18 protein-coding genes and 1 pseudogene are annotated in these 14805 nt (G+C 37.9%); 4 read left to right on the forward strand and 15 right to left on the reverse strand.

Annotation, left to right across the window (positions count from 1 at the left end):
• Nucleotides 1–322: 322 nt before the first annotated feature.
• The 4 genes from PPA03S_RS19765 to PPA03S_RS19780 form a co-directional block, all read right to left on the reverse strand.
• On the reverse strand, nucleotides 323–1129 hold the full coding sequence (locus tag PPA03S_RS19765) for an HAD family hydrolase (RefSeq protein WP_062325451.1): 807 nt from the start codon (nucleotides 1127–1129) through the stop codon (nucleotides 323–325).
• 28 nt (nucleotides 1130–1157) lie between these two features.
• Nucleotides 1158–1670, reverse strand: coding sequence for a hypothetical protein (locus PPA03S_RS19770; RefSeq protein ID WP_062325453.1), 513 nt, complete (start codon nucleotides 1668–1670; stop codon nucleotides 1158–1160).
• Between the two features lie 126 nt (nucleotides 1671–1796).
• Nucleotides 1797–2006, reverse strand: a complete 210-nt coding sequence (locus tag PPA03S_RS19775) for a DUF896 domain-containing protein (RefSeq protein ID WP_062325454.1) — start codon at nucleotides 2004–2006, stop codon at nucleotides 1797–1799.
• Nucleotides 2007–2101: 95 nt separating this feature from the next.
• Nucleotides 2102–2485, reverse strand: coding sequence for a LysM peptidoglycan-binding domain-containing protein (locus PPA03S_RS19780; protein ID WP_082704231.1), 384 nt, complete (start codon nucleotides 2483–2485; stop codon nucleotides 2102–2104).
• Nucleotides 2486–2785: 300 nt separating this feature from the next.
• Between PPA03S_RS19780 and lexA the strand changes: the two genes are divergently transcribed.
• On the forward strand, nucleotides 2786–3412 hold the full coding sequence (gene lexA / locus PPA03S_RS19785) for a transcriptional repressor LexA (RefSeq protein WP_017688034.1): 627 nt from the start codon (nucleotides 2786–2788) through the stop codon (nucleotides 3410–3412).
• 88 nt (nucleotides 3413–3500) lie between these two features.
• Here lexA and PPA03S_RS19790 read toward each other — a convergent pair whose 3' ends face one another.
• The 4 genes and pseudogenes from PPA03S_RS19790 to PPA03S_RS19805 all read right to left on the reverse strand — a co-directional run bounded on the left by PPA03S_RS19790 (nucleotide 3501) and on the right by PPA03S_RS19805 (nucleotide 7876).
• Nucleotides 3501–4802, reverse strand: coding sequence for an aldehyde dehydrogenase (locus PPA03S_RS19790; RefSeq protein ID WP_062325459.1), 1302 nt, complete (start codon nucleotides 4800–4802; stop codon nucleotides 3501–3503).
• A gap of 322 nt (nucleotides 4803–5124) precedes the next feature.
• Nucleotides 5125–5181: pseudogene (locus tag PPA03S_RS34400) on the reverse strand (hypothetical protein); the annotation flags it as partial.
• 928 nt (nucleotides 5182–6109) lie between these two features.
• Nucleotides 6110–6736: a histidine phosphatase family protein gene (locus PPA03S_RS19800; RefSeq protein ID WP_245683671.1), complete on the reverse strand. Its 627-nt coding sequence runs from the start codon at nucleotides 6734–6736 to the stop codon at nucleotides 6110–6112.
• Nucleotides 6737–7540: 804 nt separating this feature from the next.
• A complete protein-coding gene (locus PPA03S_RS19805) occupies nucleotides 7541–7876 on the reverse strand; it encodes a hypothetical protein (protein WP_217998953.1) in 336 nt (111 codons plus the stop codon).
• Nucleotides 7877–8696: 820 nt separating this feature from the next.
• Between PPA03S_RS19805 and PPA03S_RS34405 the strand changes: the two genes are divergently transcribed.
• The 3 genes from PPA03S_RS34405 to PPA03S_RS19815 all read left to right on the forward strand — a co-directional run bounded on the left by PPA03S_RS34405 (nucleotide 8697) and on the right by PPA03S_RS19815 (nucleotide 10651).
• On the forward strand, nucleotides 8697–8936 hold the full coding sequence (locus tag PPA03S_RS34405; protein ID WP_369691089.1) for a zinc ribbon domain-containing protein: 240 nt from the start codon (nucleotides 8697–8699) through the stop codon (nucleotides 8934–8936).
• A 508-nt stretch (nucleotides 8937–9444) separates the two neighbouring features.
• Nucleotides 9445–9912, forward strand: a complete 468-nt coding sequence (locus PPA03S_RS19810; protein ID WP_062325463.1) for a hypothetical protein — start codon at nucleotides 9445–9447, stop codon at nucleotides 9910–9912.
• Between the two features lie 178 nt (nucleotides 9913–10090).
• Entirely contained in the window at nucleotides 10091–10651 is a 561-nt protein-coding gene (locus tag PPA03S_RS19815; RefSeq protein WP_062325465.1) for a hypothetical protein, read from the forward strand.
• Between the two features lie 98 nt (nucleotides 10652–10749).
• Here the strand turns inward: PPA03S_RS19815 and PPA03S_RS19820 are convergent, their stop codons facing one another.
• The 7 genes from PPA03S_RS19820 to PPA03S_RS19845 form a co-directional block, all read right to left on the reverse strand.
• Nucleotides 10750–11508: an HNH endonuclease family protein gene (locus tag PPA03S_RS19820; RefSeq protein WP_062325467.1), complete on the reverse strand. Its 759-nt coding sequence runs from the start codon at nucleotides 11506–11508 to the stop codon at nucleotides 10750–10752.
• Nucleotides 11509–11510: 2 nt separating this feature from the next.
• Entirely contained in the window at nucleotides 11511–12665 is a 1155-nt protein-coding gene (locus PPA03S_RS19825) for an AAA family ATPase (protein ID WP_062325470.1), read from the reverse strand.
• 44 nt (nucleotides 12666–12709) lie between these two features.
• The gene (locus tag PPA03S_RS19830) at nucleotides 12710–12928 is read right to left on the reverse strand and encodes a hypothetical protein (RefSeq protein WP_062325472.1); all 219 of its coding nucleotides are present in this window, start codon (nucleotides 12926–12928) and stop codon (nucleotides 12710–12712) included.
• 189 nt (nucleotides 12929–13117) lie between these two features.
• Entirely contained in the window at nucleotides 13118–13342 is a 225-nt protein-coding gene (locus PPA03S_RS33995; RefSeq protein WP_245683672.1) for a hypothetical protein, read from the reverse strand.
• Nucleotides 13343–13488: 146 nt separating this feature from the next.
• Nucleotides 13489–13983, reverse strand: a complete 495-nt coding sequence (locus PPA03S_RS34000; protein ID WP_245683673.1) for a peptidoglycan recognition protein family protein — start codon at nucleotides 13981–13983, stop codon at nucleotides 13489–13491.
• Entirely contained in the window at nucleotides 13980–14441 is a 462-nt protein-coding gene (locus PPA03S_RS19840; protein WP_062325473.1) for a phage holin family protein, read from the reverse strand. Before PPA03S_RS19840 ends, PPA03S_RS34000 begins: the two co-directional genes overlap by 4 nt.
• Before the next feature lie 39 nt (nucleotides 14442–14480).
• Nucleotides 14481–14675 (reverse strand): hypothetical protein, encoded by a 195-nt coding sequence (locus PPA03S_RS19845; RefSeq protein WP_245683675.1) that lies wholly within the window; start codon nucleotides 14673–14675, stop codon nucleotides 14481–14483.
• Between the last annotated feature and the right edge of the window lie 130 nt (nucleotides 14676–14805).

Raw genomic sequence — 14805 nt, forward strand, 5'->3', positions numbered from 1 at the left:
CCAGAATTATAGGGTTCCCTTTCATTATGTAAAGCGCTTACAACACATATAAAAACAATAGCGAATAACTTCGGCTTCCACTTCATTCGAGTAAGTCAAAAGAAATTCGCTACACACTTCCAAATACTAGTCATACTAGTATGTTAGTTATATTCTAAATCAGCTCTTCTATAATTTCAATAACTTTTACTAAAAAATTTATATTACGTTAATAAGGCATCGTTCTTGGGTGTACCCAACAAAAAAACATTGTTGATTCCATGATTGGCATACACCACTCATGAAACTCAACAATGTTCGAGAAATACACATAAATTATAATTTATGACGCACTAATTGAGAATTCAGTAATGATGCGTTCCAATTCGGATAAATGCTTGATTTCATGGTCAGGCACATACGATTCGGTATTCACTTTATTCTCACGGTTAATCCATACAGACTTAATGCCGGCGGACAACGCTCCACGGATATCCGTCGTCAGCTTATCTCCGACCATCACACTTTCCTCCGGTTTCACTCCCAGCCTGCTCAAAGCATGCTCAAAGATCGAAGGGTCTGGTTTTCCTTTACCAAAAGTACCCGAGATAATAATTTCATCAAAAAAGGGCGCTAATTCAGGGACGCCATCGAGCTTCTCCTGTTGTAATGCAGGACAACCGTTGGTTAAAAGCAAAAGCTTGAACTTTCCTTGTAGATGACTTAACGTCTCCATCGTTTCTTCATAGACATGGGGTCTCGATCTCCGCTCTGCCCCGAATTGTGAGGCCAGTCGTTCCGCCAAATCTTCACGATCAATACCAAGCTTTAACAATCCACGACGCCATGACTCTTTACGATATGCAGGTGCAAGTTGCTCCAATTGGCGAAACTCCGGCTGATCCCCACCCGTAAAGTTAGCCCAAAGACCTTCAAACGGATTGATTCCAATCATTTTGGTGAACGAAAAAGTTTCATAGGATTCATACAGATTACGTGCCTCATTACGAACTGCTTCTTCAAGGTCTTCAGGTTTAACCCCTGTCTCTTGCGCAGCGATCAGGCAAGTTTCATGAAATGCCTCACGAACACTGCGCTCATCCCACAGCAAAGTATCATCTAGGTCGAACAAAATCGCTTTTAACGCCATTTCGGTCATCTTCCCCTTTATGCAATAATTACTTTTTCTCGTATGTTTCCACAGTGATCTGATGTGCTTTGGCGAATTTCAGAAGACGTTCAGTGATTGCATCGGTATCATAACGATTGAGTAGTTTGGTAAATACCCATCTCTTACCTCGTGCATTATGCTCAATAACAACCGTGCCGGGCTCAATTCTGAATTTCACAATATCATCGACTCCAATTGAACGCTCACGGTTTCCTTTTGTCGTCAAGATTCGGTTACTTCCTATCTTGACATAAGGTCGACGAAGCATGAAGATGACTGCTAAAAATACATACAGCAGCATGGTCACCCAGTCCCATGTTGTCATCGGAGCTTTTACAAGAAATGTACTCATAAAGAGATACAGGAATGCTAGTCCGATCAGAAAAATAGGAAACAGAAGGCTGCGTCCTTTAAATACATCCTCACCTGGTGTACCGGAAATCGGCTGACCGTTCTTTTTACGCTGCTGATTCAACTGCTTTGAATTTTTCCGAACCGTTCTCTCGAACGAACGCGACATGAGAATCCCCCTTAGATGTTCTTTGTATCGGCTTACATGTTTGCAAACCAATATTTCCCCCTATAATTTGCAATCTCTAAATAACAGGAAGAAACCTAAATATCATAATGATATCATTAGGTTTCCTTAGTGTTTGAGTTTGCCTTGGTGGCCTTGATCATTCTCATCGTCTACAATTTCAATCGAATCCAGTTGCTGTCTGAAATTGCTGCGAATGTTATTCAAATAGATTTCTCTAAGTTTAGCACGTTCAGCGAGTTCTTCCTCTGTCAATCCAGTGGATTTTTGCTTACGGGCCAATTCATTAATACGTGCTACCAGACTATCTATATCCAAGCTTGTCCCCTCCAAAAATACAAAGTCATATTAACTTTGACATGATAAGGACGGCTTGTCAAGTTGACACGCATTTATGCGTATAGATATGCAGTTTATTCCGTGAATTGAGGCAGTACTAAGACTTGCCCTACCTGTATTGAAGTCGACTGAAGTTGATTTACTTTCTTAATTGCTTCTATATATATACGTGTATCCATACTTTCCGGTTTGTGATCCAATGATATGCTCCAAAGCGTGTCGCCTTGCGAAACAGCCATCTTCCCTCCAGGTAACAGATCATTCTCATTGCCTGCAAATACAGTTAATACTGTGCTGCATCCAACAAATATGATTAAAGATACAATGACTAATTTTAGCATCCAGGTTGGAGTTTTGCCTTTTGCAAAAACCTTCTTGAAGTTCCCTATGTTTGTTTTAACCAATTCTGTATTAACCGGTTCGTAAATGCTTTGATAAGTTGAATATCTCATCATCATTAACCTCCAAACGTTTGTTCCTATCTGTTGAAATCAATATAACACGAACATTTGTTTTGTTCAACACCTTTTTAGAACAATTGTTCGCTCTTTTTTTATTTGTATCTAATCCCCTAATTTCTTTCTTCTATAGTATGAAAGCTTTCATTTGCAGTATTTGATTGGATAAACAGAATAATTTTATGTTCATATGCAAAAAAACATTGATTTTATGCCCTAATACTTAGAACTTATGTTTGTACGAACGGAGGTTCTATGTTATAATTTTCCCAAACGTTACTAAAATGGGGTTGATACGGTATGTCGAAGATATCCAGCAGGCAACAGGCTATTCTGGAGTTTATACGCAATGAAGTCCGGTTGAAGGGGTATCCTCCTTCCGTACGAGAAATTGGTGAAGCTGTTGGATTGGCTTCCAGCTCTACAGTACATGGACATCTGGATCGTTTGGAGAAGAAAGGCCTGATAAGACGGGACCCGACCAAGCCAAGAGCCATTGAACTTCTAAGTCAGGAAGAGTCAGAGCATTCACATCAGTTTGCTCACAGTGTCGCTCGCATTCCAGTCGTTGGTAAAGTTACTGCAGGGGTTCCAATTACAGCAACAGAGAACATTGAAGATTACTTCCCCCTTCCTACGCATTATGTAGGCGAGCAAAAAGTATTTATGCTTTCGGTCGTGGGAGACAGTATGGTTGAAGCAGGTATTGTTAACGGAGACTATGTTATCGTACGTCAGCAGCAAACTGCGGATAATGGTGATATCGTTGTAGCCATGACTGAAGACGATGAAGCTACGGTGAAGACGTTCTACAAGGAGAAAGATCATATTCGTCTTCAACCAGAGAATGCGACCTTTGAGCCTTTGCGTTTGAAACACGTCAGTATTCTGGGTAAAGTCATTGGCCTTTTCCGTGATATTCATTAATAGGATTAAAGTTGGTTCGTATCATTATGAACCACACAAAGAGGTTGCCCTGTTCATCAGGACAACCTCTTTGTCTGCGTATTATTATTTATTTGCTGCGTTTGAGCACGCTCTTATGATGCGAGAACACATCGAAACTCTGCTGACCGTGGTAAGAACCCATTCCACTTTCTCCTACTCCGCCAAACGGAAGATAATGTGATGTCATATGAGACAACGTATCATTAATACAAACACCACCGAAAGATACTTGGTTCAGAACCTGATTTTGGAGATCCTCATCCTCAGTGAAGAGATATAATGCCAGTGGTTTTGGACGACGAACAATCTCATCTAGCATCGGGTTAAGATCACCATATTTAAACACAGGAAGAATTGGACCAAAGATCTCTTCTTGCATCACAGGTGACTTCCAATCCACTTCACCCAGTACCGTTGGTTCAATGAGCAGATGATCGCGTTCAGAGCGCCCACCGATCAATGTTTTGCCATCTTGGAGTAACGCGGATAAACGATCAAAGTTGCGAGCATTGACAATATGCGGAAAATCATTGTTCTGCAACACATCAGCACCATATTTGTCCCCAATCTCTGCACGGATTAATTCCAGCAATTTGTCATGTACATTCTCGTGCACAAGCAGGTAGTCCGGAGCAACACAGGTTTGCCCAGCATTCAGGAATTTACCGCGCACAATGCGCTGAGCTGCCAGATTCAGATCTGCATCTTTATTAACAATAACCGGACTCTTCCCACCTAATTCCAATGTAACCGGGGTCAGATGCTCTGCTGCTGCCTTCATAACAATACGGCCCACACCTGTACTGCCTGTAAAGAAAATATAATCAAACTTTTCCTTTAATAGCGCTGTACTTGTCTCAACTTCCCCTTCCATAACAGCGATGTACTCCTCAGGAAATATCTCATGAACCAGATTATAAGTCAGTCGCGATACAGCTGGCGTTAATTCAGACGGCTTGATAATCGCACAGTTACCCGCAGCTATGGCTCCAATCAGCGGACCAAAGGCCAGTTGGAATGGATAATTCCAAGGTGCGATTATAAGAGCAACACCGTAAGGTTCAGGATAAATTGTGCTTACGCCATCAGGTATAGCAGAGTTCGTTGGCACTAGTCTTGGTGCAGCCCATTTCTCTATGTGATCCAAAGAAAAGTCCAGCTCGCCCAACACAATACGAATCTCAGATCCATAAGCCTCTGCTTCGGATTTATTCAGATCCGCATGAAGTGCGTCGAGAATACGTTGCTGATATTTCTCAATTCCCTGTCTTAATTGCTGGAGGGCACGAATACGGTACTCCATTGATTTGGTTTGACCTGTATTAAAGAATGTGCGCTGTTGTGCAACGAGTTTCTTTTCTAATTCCACATTAACATCTCCAATTAATTGTTCAAAATTTAATTACTAAAAACATAAATGTATTATAACGCATCTATATGAAACTATCAACATATAAACCAACAAACTTCTCATTCCAAAATGTCCTCATTTACAATATTAAAATTTTACAGGGCTTTCGGTGGGAAATTTTATCTCTTTCAATCGGAATAGGAAAATAAACTACCAGAAGGGAGCCGCCAACAAAATGCATAAAACGAACACTAAGCAAAAAAACAAGCTCGGAATTCTGTACGGAATCCGGCTTGTTTTGTATATTGCTGGAAGAGGTGTGCGCTTTAACCTTACAACATTATTTGACAAGACGGGCGTTTACCCAATCGGCATGGTCACTATTTATACCATCTCCACCATCTGTTACGTTATGTTTTAGCTCATTCTTTCCGGAAGGATGACAAAATCAAGTCGAGCGAATCTAAAAGCGTCTGAGCAAACTGGCCTGATCACCGTTATTAACACCATTAATCCTATTTCTCCTTTTAAATCTTTATTCTCACTTTAATTACATCAATCGAAATGTAAATATTTTACTACTATATTTTCTATATCCGATCCCGCAAAATGAGCGAGACCCAATTCTTCTTCATACAAGAACATTGATCTGACTGACGGCATATCTCAAATCACCTTAGCACCCCAGTAATTACTGTTAGTATCTAGCCATCAAAAAAGTGCATCAGGTAAGGTAGTATTCGTGATCAGAGTCGCTACCCGGCCTTCTTCATCTGAAGGGACACCCTAACGGTAATTAGGAAAAAATACAGAAATCAACATCAGTTTACTGCACTATTCTGAATTGATTACATAGTTTGAAGAGTTTCTGTACTTCCTGACCGCTTATTCCATCAAAAAACAAGAACTGCATTCGGGATTAATAATCTTATGTATGATCAACACCTGTACTCTTCTCAACTTCACTATATTGTTCATATGTTCTAAATAGTGTCTTCTGCCGAATTGTAAAATTCATTTTTTCATTAAGGTCTTTTACATAGGAAGCATTGGATCGGATACACTTTTGCACCTGTATGTTTCACCTCGACCGTTGAGGCTATTAACTTTATCAAGGAACATCTACAAGGATACCCTCTGGGGGGATCATTCTTGATGAACAAAAATAAATACAACAATTTGATAATTTATAATTTGGCACGATGAAGAAATACGATAAATTCAGTGAGAAATTAAAGAAGAGCAGCTTTAGAAACCTAAAGCTGCTCTTCTTGGTTAAATCCATCATTAAAGCTATACACCGTGCATAGAAAATTTTAAATAATTTACATTCCGGCTTGCTGTAAAACTTCTTCTAATGTCTGTTTTCCAATAACCTTATACCCTTTTTGATCTCCCAGCGGTTTAATAATAACTGTCTCCATACTCGATAGTTCTCCTAGTCCCACCCCGGGAGGAAAAGAGTGAGCTACAATTAGCCTGTTAAAATGAATTGGAAGCGCCTGTTCAACTTCATTTGTAAATGCTTTAAGTGTACTGTCTATAGTTTCAGTGCTCGGGTTTTGACTGAGTTTATATATGTTTAACCAGAAATTATTTACTTTTACATTTTGTGAACCAAAAGAAGTCTGAGCCGTCTGGAGGGTTCTACATAAAGGGCTTGCTTCTACGGGTTTATTAATAGGAATATTTAGTTTTCGAATAGCATTGCCATACTTCTCAGCCTGTTCCTTTCCCGTAGCACTTAGATTCCTCTGTGTAGTGCAATCTGTCAGACTAAAATCTTGTTGATCTTCCCCTACAGTTGCGTCTCCATGACGGATATATAGTATGTACCCACCTTTTTGAAGATCATTTATAAGAGAAGATCCGGAAATTTCTGATCCTCTGGCACTACAAGTTGTTCCAAGCAACATAAGAAAACAGGGTACGATAATGAATAAACGGTACATTTCTCTACCACCTTTTTCTCTCTAAACTCCCCTTAATACAATATTTTATACAATGTTTCATCATTCAGAGTGGATTTATGGACTCGAAGAAAACGAGCTTATCGCACTACACCAAGAATTAAAACGCCTCAAAATGGAAGACGATATTTTAGGTAAGCCGCGCTGATCAGGGAACGAAAGTAGCTGTCATCCAGAATAACCAAGATAATTACTCGGTAATCAGCAATGTGTGACGTCCTGCAATTCCATAGAAGTACATTTTACTATAAAGCCCCAAGAAGAGTTACTCGAAGATATATCACCACAGCCATTATAGGTGTGTTCCAAAAATTTCGAAAAACATATGTACCTGAAAGATCAATGCTAAACTTCACGAACAAGGGCTGGTTGTTTCCAGGGCCCTCCTTTGGAGTTGTACAAGATCCTCAGTACCTTGTGTTGAAAATCCGTCAACATTTTTAGTCCCCCTATAGTCGTTCTTATAGGACGGCATGCCAGTAAACCAGATTCGTGAAATGTCCGTGGCTGCCCCAACAATAGATCATCAGCATTAATCATCCAGACCGAATACTCTTGACCTGGATACGTCGCTTTGTGATCTTGCCGCTTTGATCCTCATAAATAATCTCGACCAAACAACTAAGTATTTCACTGGCATGTTTATCCCTCTAATAAATAGAACGTACGTTTCCTTTTTTTATATTATATGGAATATATGTTAGTTTTTCAATGGGGATAAAAACATAAAAAAGCGTAAGGAGATCTCTTCTCCTTACGCTTCCGAAATAAACGTTAATGTTGCAGTTATTTCCAGTCACTTTTTTTTAGATAAGTTTCATCATACGCAACAATTACACTGGTGTTATCAGTAACTTTTTGTACGTCATAAACAACTTCTTTTTTGTTGTAATCAATTTTATTTGAATCAACTTTTACAAAGACACCATGGTCCTTTACATAAATTTCATCAGGGTGGTCAGAATCATACTTTAAATTAGCTGGAAGAGTGTCGTTGGAAGTGTATTTTGAATCAGTAACATTATCTCCAGATGCTTGAATCAAAGATGTCCCAGCAATTGCAGTTGCACCGATCACCGTTGCAGCCAATATCGAAGTTAAAATTTTTTTCCGCATAATCATCTTCCTTTCTATGAATAGAATATTTTAGCTTGTCATCCCGTTACCTCTAATTTTAAATAAACTACCTGAGGTTTGAGTAACATTCGTTATAAGTAGGAACACTGGATTGCTTGCAGTTCCTTTCGGAACATTTGTAAAATTAATTTTAGTATTTTATCAGTTAGGTTTCCAGAAACCTGGATTACAGAAGATTTTTTTGTATCGTCTTTTGTCGCTAATTGGTAATTACTTCCACCCGGTGATTTGAATCCCCTGATGTTTGAACCAACGTAATACTAATTGCTCCTGAGCGGTGTATTGGCAGATTACTGTCAATACATAAATAATTAGTAATTCCAGAGAATTCATAATATAAATTTTCCCCATCTGTTGACATTAGAGTAAAAAGGGTCTGAATCACACCCTTTGTTAATTATAGGTGTTTTTGGCATAAATGCAAACAAAGAATCATTTGCCGATTGACATAGTTGGAGGTTAGTAATGATTCATAATGTCAGTGAGATCTTCAATTTCTAGCTGCCATTATTTGCCTCAATTGTGGAGAACATTACGGACAATCCAGTGGATTTGCCAATTTTATCATTGGTTGCTTTATTGCAGGGTTTGTTTGTATCGGGTTTGGATTTTACGCCTTGTCAGAATTTCTTGAGACATTTGAAACCTTTAGTTTTAAACAGTAAATAGATAAACAAGACTATTCTGGATTGATTAAAAGTTGGAGGGGATACCTGGAAGAGAAAATAGGTATTATAGTTGGAACAACATTACAATCTGTTTCCATTCTAACAATGTTTATATGGCTACTCGTTTCTTTGGTAGAATGTTCGGAAATATATTCGCCGTAATTAAAGGTAATAACCCTAGCTTGGAATCTTGTCGTTCATGTGGTCATAAAATATCTAAAGAAGCTGTTTTTTGTCCTTATTGTGGTCAAACTTTCGGACAAATCAATTCTTCTCTACCTCTATATTTGCCAACTTTTTTGCTGGAGTTGTATCTCTTGCTGGAGGAATCGACTTTTATTTTATTTGTTAGACTTATTAAAAGATCAGTTATCTAGTTTTCAGCTACAAAGGAGCCATTAACTAAGGCTCCTATTTTTGTACCCTAAAATCAAATGTACCACGAAAGTATCTCTTCCCCATGACCTCAATGGATACTGGGCTATACTTCTCTACCGGGCCGCCATAGTCAATGATGTGCTCACGATCTCCCCCAGAACATGCCAGAAGGACCTGGGTTAATGCCGCTACGAGGAAGTCTAAATCTGTGGATAATCTTATATGTATAATTCATCTCATCACCAATCTATCAATTCGACTAAAGGTATGTTTTTCCTGCACAAATAACTCATTTCCAACATTTCTACAAACAGTACATTCCAAAATAATATTCATACAGCCAACATTTTACAATATTATCATTTACAAATGTCGATTTAATATGGTATATTTATCCATGGTTGGCCAACCTAATTATGTGAGAGCTCTTCAATATCTTTAATTTCAAATAACAACTTAAAACAGAATCTTACTTTATTGGTTCTAGTATATTTGGGAGGTTTGAATATGAAAAGATTAAGAAAATTCTCTATTTCTGTTATGGCAACGGCATGTTTGATGGCTTTCGGGTCAAGTTCTGCTTTTGCAGCAACGGGTTGGGCAGATACTCCTGAAACCGCGGAAGTAATGTATACAAGTATTAGTCCAACTTCTGGATTCAGCGCTACACAGTATTTAGACAGCATGAGTGATAATGATTATTATCTTGTAGACAATACAAATGGATCTTCTGTAATCACATTTGGCGTTATTGCTACCCCTCCACCTAATTTCGATATTGTTATGATTGTTTATAAAATGAATGCAAGCGGTGGAATAGAGTTCATTAAAACGGATAACTGGAATGGGCCTGGATACGCCGAGGCAATTGGTATGAGTGCTAAACCTGGGGAGAAGGTTTACTTTAGAATCATGGATAACGGCATTAACAACTACAACCAACCTTATAATATTCAATTTACAAAATACAACTAATCAATATTATAGTCTAAATTCAAAAAAAAGGCTCTCCAGCTTCATGCAGGGAGTCTTTTTCATTTTAATCTTTTAAAATAATTCATCGCTTCATACCATGCATTTTTCATAGCAAAATATACCTAGTCCTGATAGACTATTCATGTTGTTAATTATTACTATATCAGGAGGAATTGCATTGCGTAAAGTTACTTCTTTATTATGTACGTTATCAATTTTATTTTGTTTAGTTGCACCTACAGTGAATTCAGCTTCAGTAAACCCTAAGGCATTATTAGAGAAAAAATACCCTAGAGAACGCGTAACAGTTAGCAAGTCAGTAGACTTAAATGGAGACAACAAGAAGGAACACTTACTGATAACTGACTCAGGAAACTTTTATCTAATCAACTCTAAAAGTGTCATAGTACTTATCAGTAAAAATGTTATTAGCGACGATGAATTGGACTTCCCAGCGATACATATTTACCAAGTATCTAAAAAAGAAAAGCACGTAGCAGTAACTTATAATTATTTCCCTTCTAACACACAACTTGATGCTTACAAATATAAAGATGGAACCTTACAGAGAAAACTCTCTATTATGGGCGATCAAGGTGTGAAGATTTCAAACAAAGGGGTCATAAGTCAATACTGGAAAAATTTCTATCCTGAAGGTGGCTGGAAATTAGCCATAGCTACTTATACTTGGAGCAGTACAAAAAATAAATATATAGGTTCAGGCGAATTACCACGATAAAACAAATAAGACTCTCCCGAAGATATGTTGGGAGAGTCTTATTTGTTTTAAGTTCTTTATGCAAAAAATACTCAAATACCATAAAACAAAAAAATATTTTATTTTGAGTGTTCTTTATCTCTAATTAAAGAGTGCTTAAAACTTACTGTCTCAAGTCGCTCTAAATCGGAGTCCCAAAGACCTTCACTTACTAGATAATCTTTAACTTCAAAATAATTATCATCTGTTAGCAGTGAATAGGAACATACTGTGCTATATTCTGAATCAGGCTGGCAAGAAACAAGCAAGTTTCTAAGCTTACTTATCAGCTCATTTTCATCTTCAATTTTCGTGTCCGCATCTATTTTATCCTTGACTTTAACCAAAGACTCAATTGCTGCAGCTATAGCATCTCCAATCTTGAATCTTGGCAATACGAGACGATCAGAATCATTAAGTTGAAGAACTTTTATTGTCCTCTTACCTAAATCATCAATCGCTCTGTATCGATAGTCTTTAATAAACAGATAATTTTTAGGATCATCAACTGTGGGGTTAATAATTGGGTTTAACTTGGTATCATGATCCCTCTTTAAACCGTTGCATCTTTTACAAATAGGTAATAAGTTTGTCCACAACATAACTTCTCCGGGGTACAGAGACTTCGGATGAAAATGTTCGACTTCAATATATTTACTTTCTTCACCTAGTTTGCATTCACAAAAGATGCATTTACTGTTAGACATATCTAACAGTGCATTTTTTATATATCCAACATTCCAAACGTTTCTTTTAGTGCTTAAATAATCTTCAGTTAGCTGCTTCACTATTTCTGGGCTTAATTGATGTGGAGGCGTTGTTCTTGTTATTTTTATCATTCCTATTCACCCAATGATCCTAATTGGATTTCAAGTATCTTTCTCATTGGGCTTCGAGGGTGGAGCATCTTATTCAAAATTTCGTATGATTGAGCTGCCTTTTCATGATCCTCGTCTTCTAATGCATCTTCGAAATCTTTTCTAACACTGATATAATCATTAGACCTGGTCTCACTAAGCCCCATTACATCTTCGAGTATTTCCTCTACAGTCCATCCCTTAAATCCGTATTCTGATTTAATTGTTTCGAGTCTTACAACTTCCTCATCCTCGTTTAGGCCTAATGCAATTAATTCATCACTTTCTGCTGCTTGTATCATATGAGGACTGTGAGTTGTAATAATTATTTGAGCACTTGAGAAGATAGTTCTTAACGCCTCTATTAGTGGAGCTTGCCAGTAAGGATGTATGTGGGCATCAGCTTCGTCTATTAATATAATTCCATCAAATTCAGTGACTTTTATTTTGGGATTAAAGTTAAACTCGATCTCTTTAATAATCCCAAGTAATATAAAGAGTAGAGACTTATATCCTGTCGAAAGGTATTCAAAATAAATTTCTCCTCTTGAAGTATTAACCATAATGTCGAGCGAAGTGTGTTCTATAAAAGAGAACTCAACACTCTTATCAATAATAGAGAATGTTCGCTTGGCAATATCAAGATTAAATAATTCTGCTTCACTAAACCTTCCTTGCGGCTCAAATAGAACCCTATTTGCCAGCCATGTTTTTATAGTATGTGGCCTGACCCCATTAATGATTTCATTTTTATGATATCTTTCCTCTCTCAACTCATCTGGTGTAATTCCACCCAAAGACTGATGATCAATCATTCTGTGTTCTTTTATGTATATAAATTTTAAAGCTTCTCCTACAACATCAGTTTTAATCCTTTGATTATCATTAGGCGAAAAGGAATTTGTATCAAAAAAACCTTTATGTCCATCAACAATAACGCTAGCGAATCCTCTATCTGCTCTAACATTCCGCTTTAACTTTGAAATTACATTCCAACTGAACACCTGCGTAATAACATCCAGTATAGTACTTTTCCCTACTCCGTTCATACCGCATATGATATTTATATGGCTATTCATATCTATATTCAACTTCTTGATCCCATTAATATTTTCAATTTCAATTGAATCAATCTTCACTAAATCCTCCCCTTTCCTTCAGTTATTATATCACACACACTAAATTATTTACGAAGTCTATATTTTTCGAGAAGCATTTTTTTTGTGACAAGTTCACAGGTTTTGAACCAATCTTTAGAAGCATTTCTTTTTATATTGCTTATAAGAACACTTTCACCATCTGAGTCTACTGCATATAGCAAAAATTCTTCTCCATTCAATTTACTGACTATGGTTATGTTTGGTACTGCATAAGGTACTAATAGCTTTTCAAGTTCACTCATCTTATCCCCTCCAAAATAATATGTATATAAATGAACGCAAAAATATGACGACTCTCCGCCAAAGTCGCCATATTTACATTTTGGCTTATAGATAAATTATCAGCGGCGCTATAAAGAAGAAAATGGGTAGATATTTCGAATGTTTTTTAGTTGAAATAAGTTAAATTACTTCTAGAAAACTTCATCGCATTAGACTTTAATACCTAAATCTTTCCGATAGGAAACGACTAAATTTCGCCAGAAGTCATAACTCCCTATATCTCCTGAAATATAGTCCTTGTAATGCTCGTAAGCTTCTTCTGCCCACTTAGGACATTTCATGTTCTCCTTGGCCTTCTGAGCCGCGATCCACTTGGCCTGAGATTCAACAGTAGCCTTCAGTTCCTCCATTTGTTTCTTTTCTTCTGATGTCATTGGATCTCCATCCCCTTTCTTAATTCGCTTGAGTTCTGTTTTGATAGCCGGAATAAATCCACGCTCAGCAGCAGATTTTGTATTCCCGTCACCAAAGAATTTGGTTCCTGGACATGTCTTGCTGGACTCGCCTCGTTCATAGTCACCTAACCATGCTCCAGATGACGTATACCAAGCGTGATACACGATATGTGAAGTATCATAGGTATGTTTAGCTTGAGCGCGAGACAGGCGTATAGGTGGACTACAGTTTGTTTCTGAATTGCTGTCATCGTGTCTCCACCTTGATCAAAGTTTCCGATAATTTCTATACACAAAGCTCCTGTATTTGCTCCCTTGATTCCAGCAGGCGTTTTATTGAGATCCCGATCTAAACTGATGGCGATACGTCCATCTTCAAGTACAGTTATGTTCTGCCCTGTACCAGACCATCCCTGTGATAAATGGTACGACCTCATGCCTTCAAGACACTTCCATACATCTTGTTTAGCTATTCCGTTGATCATCTGACGTGTAGAGTAGTTAGGTGATGCTGTATGGTGTACCTGAAGCTTGTCTATTTTTCTGGTGATGTTCTGCTTGTCGAGCCACACTTTAAATTCGGATGGCTCCATCAATAAAAAATTCCCCTTGGTGATCACGGCTGATCAGCTCCTTTGCGAGACTCGGCCCGTTCCATCTTTTTATCCAACTCTGACTTAACCCAATTGATAAGCCAGTTAAAGACCGGCAACGGAACCCACTGCCCCCATCCTGCTCTAATGGAGTTAGCTACCATACTTTGAATGACGTGATAGAGTGTACCAAGTGATAAGGCTCCAAAGATCAGACCAGGCATTTTAAACACCACATCTAATAAATGACCTCCAGCAGGGAGCAACAGTATAAAAAATGTACGCCAGATCCCTTCCAGTCCATAACGACTTCCGTATGAATTATCTTGCTTGGCTGCACTAATCCCTGACATCCAATCCAGAACTACAAAAAATAAAACAGCCGTCATAAAACCAATTACAGCCTCATCTCTACCGTATAAGTATTCAAACACAGGCACTATCACCGCCCCTAATGAAGCAAAGAATGCTTTCCATTTATCCAATGTGTTCTCCTCATTTCTGCTAAGGAAAATTATCCTGAGCTATTCACTTGTTTCAGTAGTTTCTTTTTGTACTTGAATCTCAATTGCTGCCAATGCATTCCCGATCTCCAAATCTAAAGCTGTCAGGATTTCTTTTTGATTAAGTGGGTGCGAGCTAAGAACCGCAGAGATTACTTGGGTCAACTCTTCAACTGGTTTATTCAAATCCATTTCAACTTGGAGTGTATGTGTCATCTTTGCCAAGACCTTTCCTCCTCTCTATACGAAAATAAGCCCCTTCCAATTAAGGAATAGGGCTTCATGAATTTATTATCTTTCATCTTTGGTACATAATGGCTACGGATTTAGCATTGTAAAAGTAATC

The organism is Paenibacillus pabuli NBRC 13638, from assembly GCF_001514495.1.
Taxonomy (GTDB): domain Bacteria; phylum Bacillota; class Bacilli; order Paenibacillales; family Paenibacillaceae; genus Paenibacillus; species Paenibacillus pabuli.

Bases quoted from the DNA above. Each gene is read 5' to 3' on its own strand.
- PPA03S_RS19765 (WP_062325451.1), bottom strand. From the start codon at position 1,129: ATGGCGTTAAAAGCGATTTTGTTCGACCTAGATGATACTTTGCTGTGG.
- PPA03S_RS19770 (WP_062325453.1), bottom strand. From the start codon at position 1,670: ATGTCGCGTTCGTTCGAGAGAACGGTTCGGAAAAATTCAAAGCAGTTG.
- PPA03S_RS19780 (WP_082704231.1), bottom strand. From the start codon at position 2,485: ATGATGATGAGATATTCAACTTATCAAAGCATTTACGAACCGGTTAAT.
- lexA (WP_017688034.1), top strand. From the start codon at position 2,786: ATGTCGAAGATATCCAGCAGGCAACAGGCTATTCTGGAGTTTATACGC.
- PPA03S_RS19800 (WP_245683671.1), bottom strand. From the start codon at position 6,736: ATGTACCGTTTATTCATTATCGTACCCTGTTTTCTTATGTTGCTTGGA.
- PPA03S_RS19805 (WP_217998953.1), bottom strand. From the start codon at position 7,876: ATGATTATGCGGAAAAAAATTTTAACTTCGATATTGGCTGCAACGGTG.
- PPA03S_RS34405 (WP_369691089.1), top strand. From the start codon at position 8,697: ATGTTCGGAAATATATTCGCCGTAATTAAAGGTAATAACCCTAGCTTG.
- PPA03S_RS19810 (WP_062325463.1), top strand. From the start codon at position 9,445: ATGAAAAGATTAAGAAAATTCTCTATTTCTGTTATGGCAACGGCATGT.
- PPA03S_RS19820 (WP_062325467.1), bottom strand. From the start codon at position 11,508: ATGATAAAAATAACAAGAACAACGCCTCCACATCAATTAAGCCCAGAA.
- PPA03S_RS19830 (WP_062325472.1), bottom strand. From the start codon at position 12,928: ATGAGTGAACTTGAAAAGCTATTAGTACCTTATGCAGTACCAAACATA.
- PPA03S_RS33995 (WP_245683672.1), bottom strand. From the start codon at position 13,342: ATGACATCAGAAGAAAAGAAACAAATGGAGGAACTGAAGGCTACTGTT.
- PPA03S_RS19845 (WP_245683675.1), bottom strand. From the start codon at position 14,675: ATGACACATACACTCCAAGTTGAAATGGATTTGAATAAACCAGTTGAA.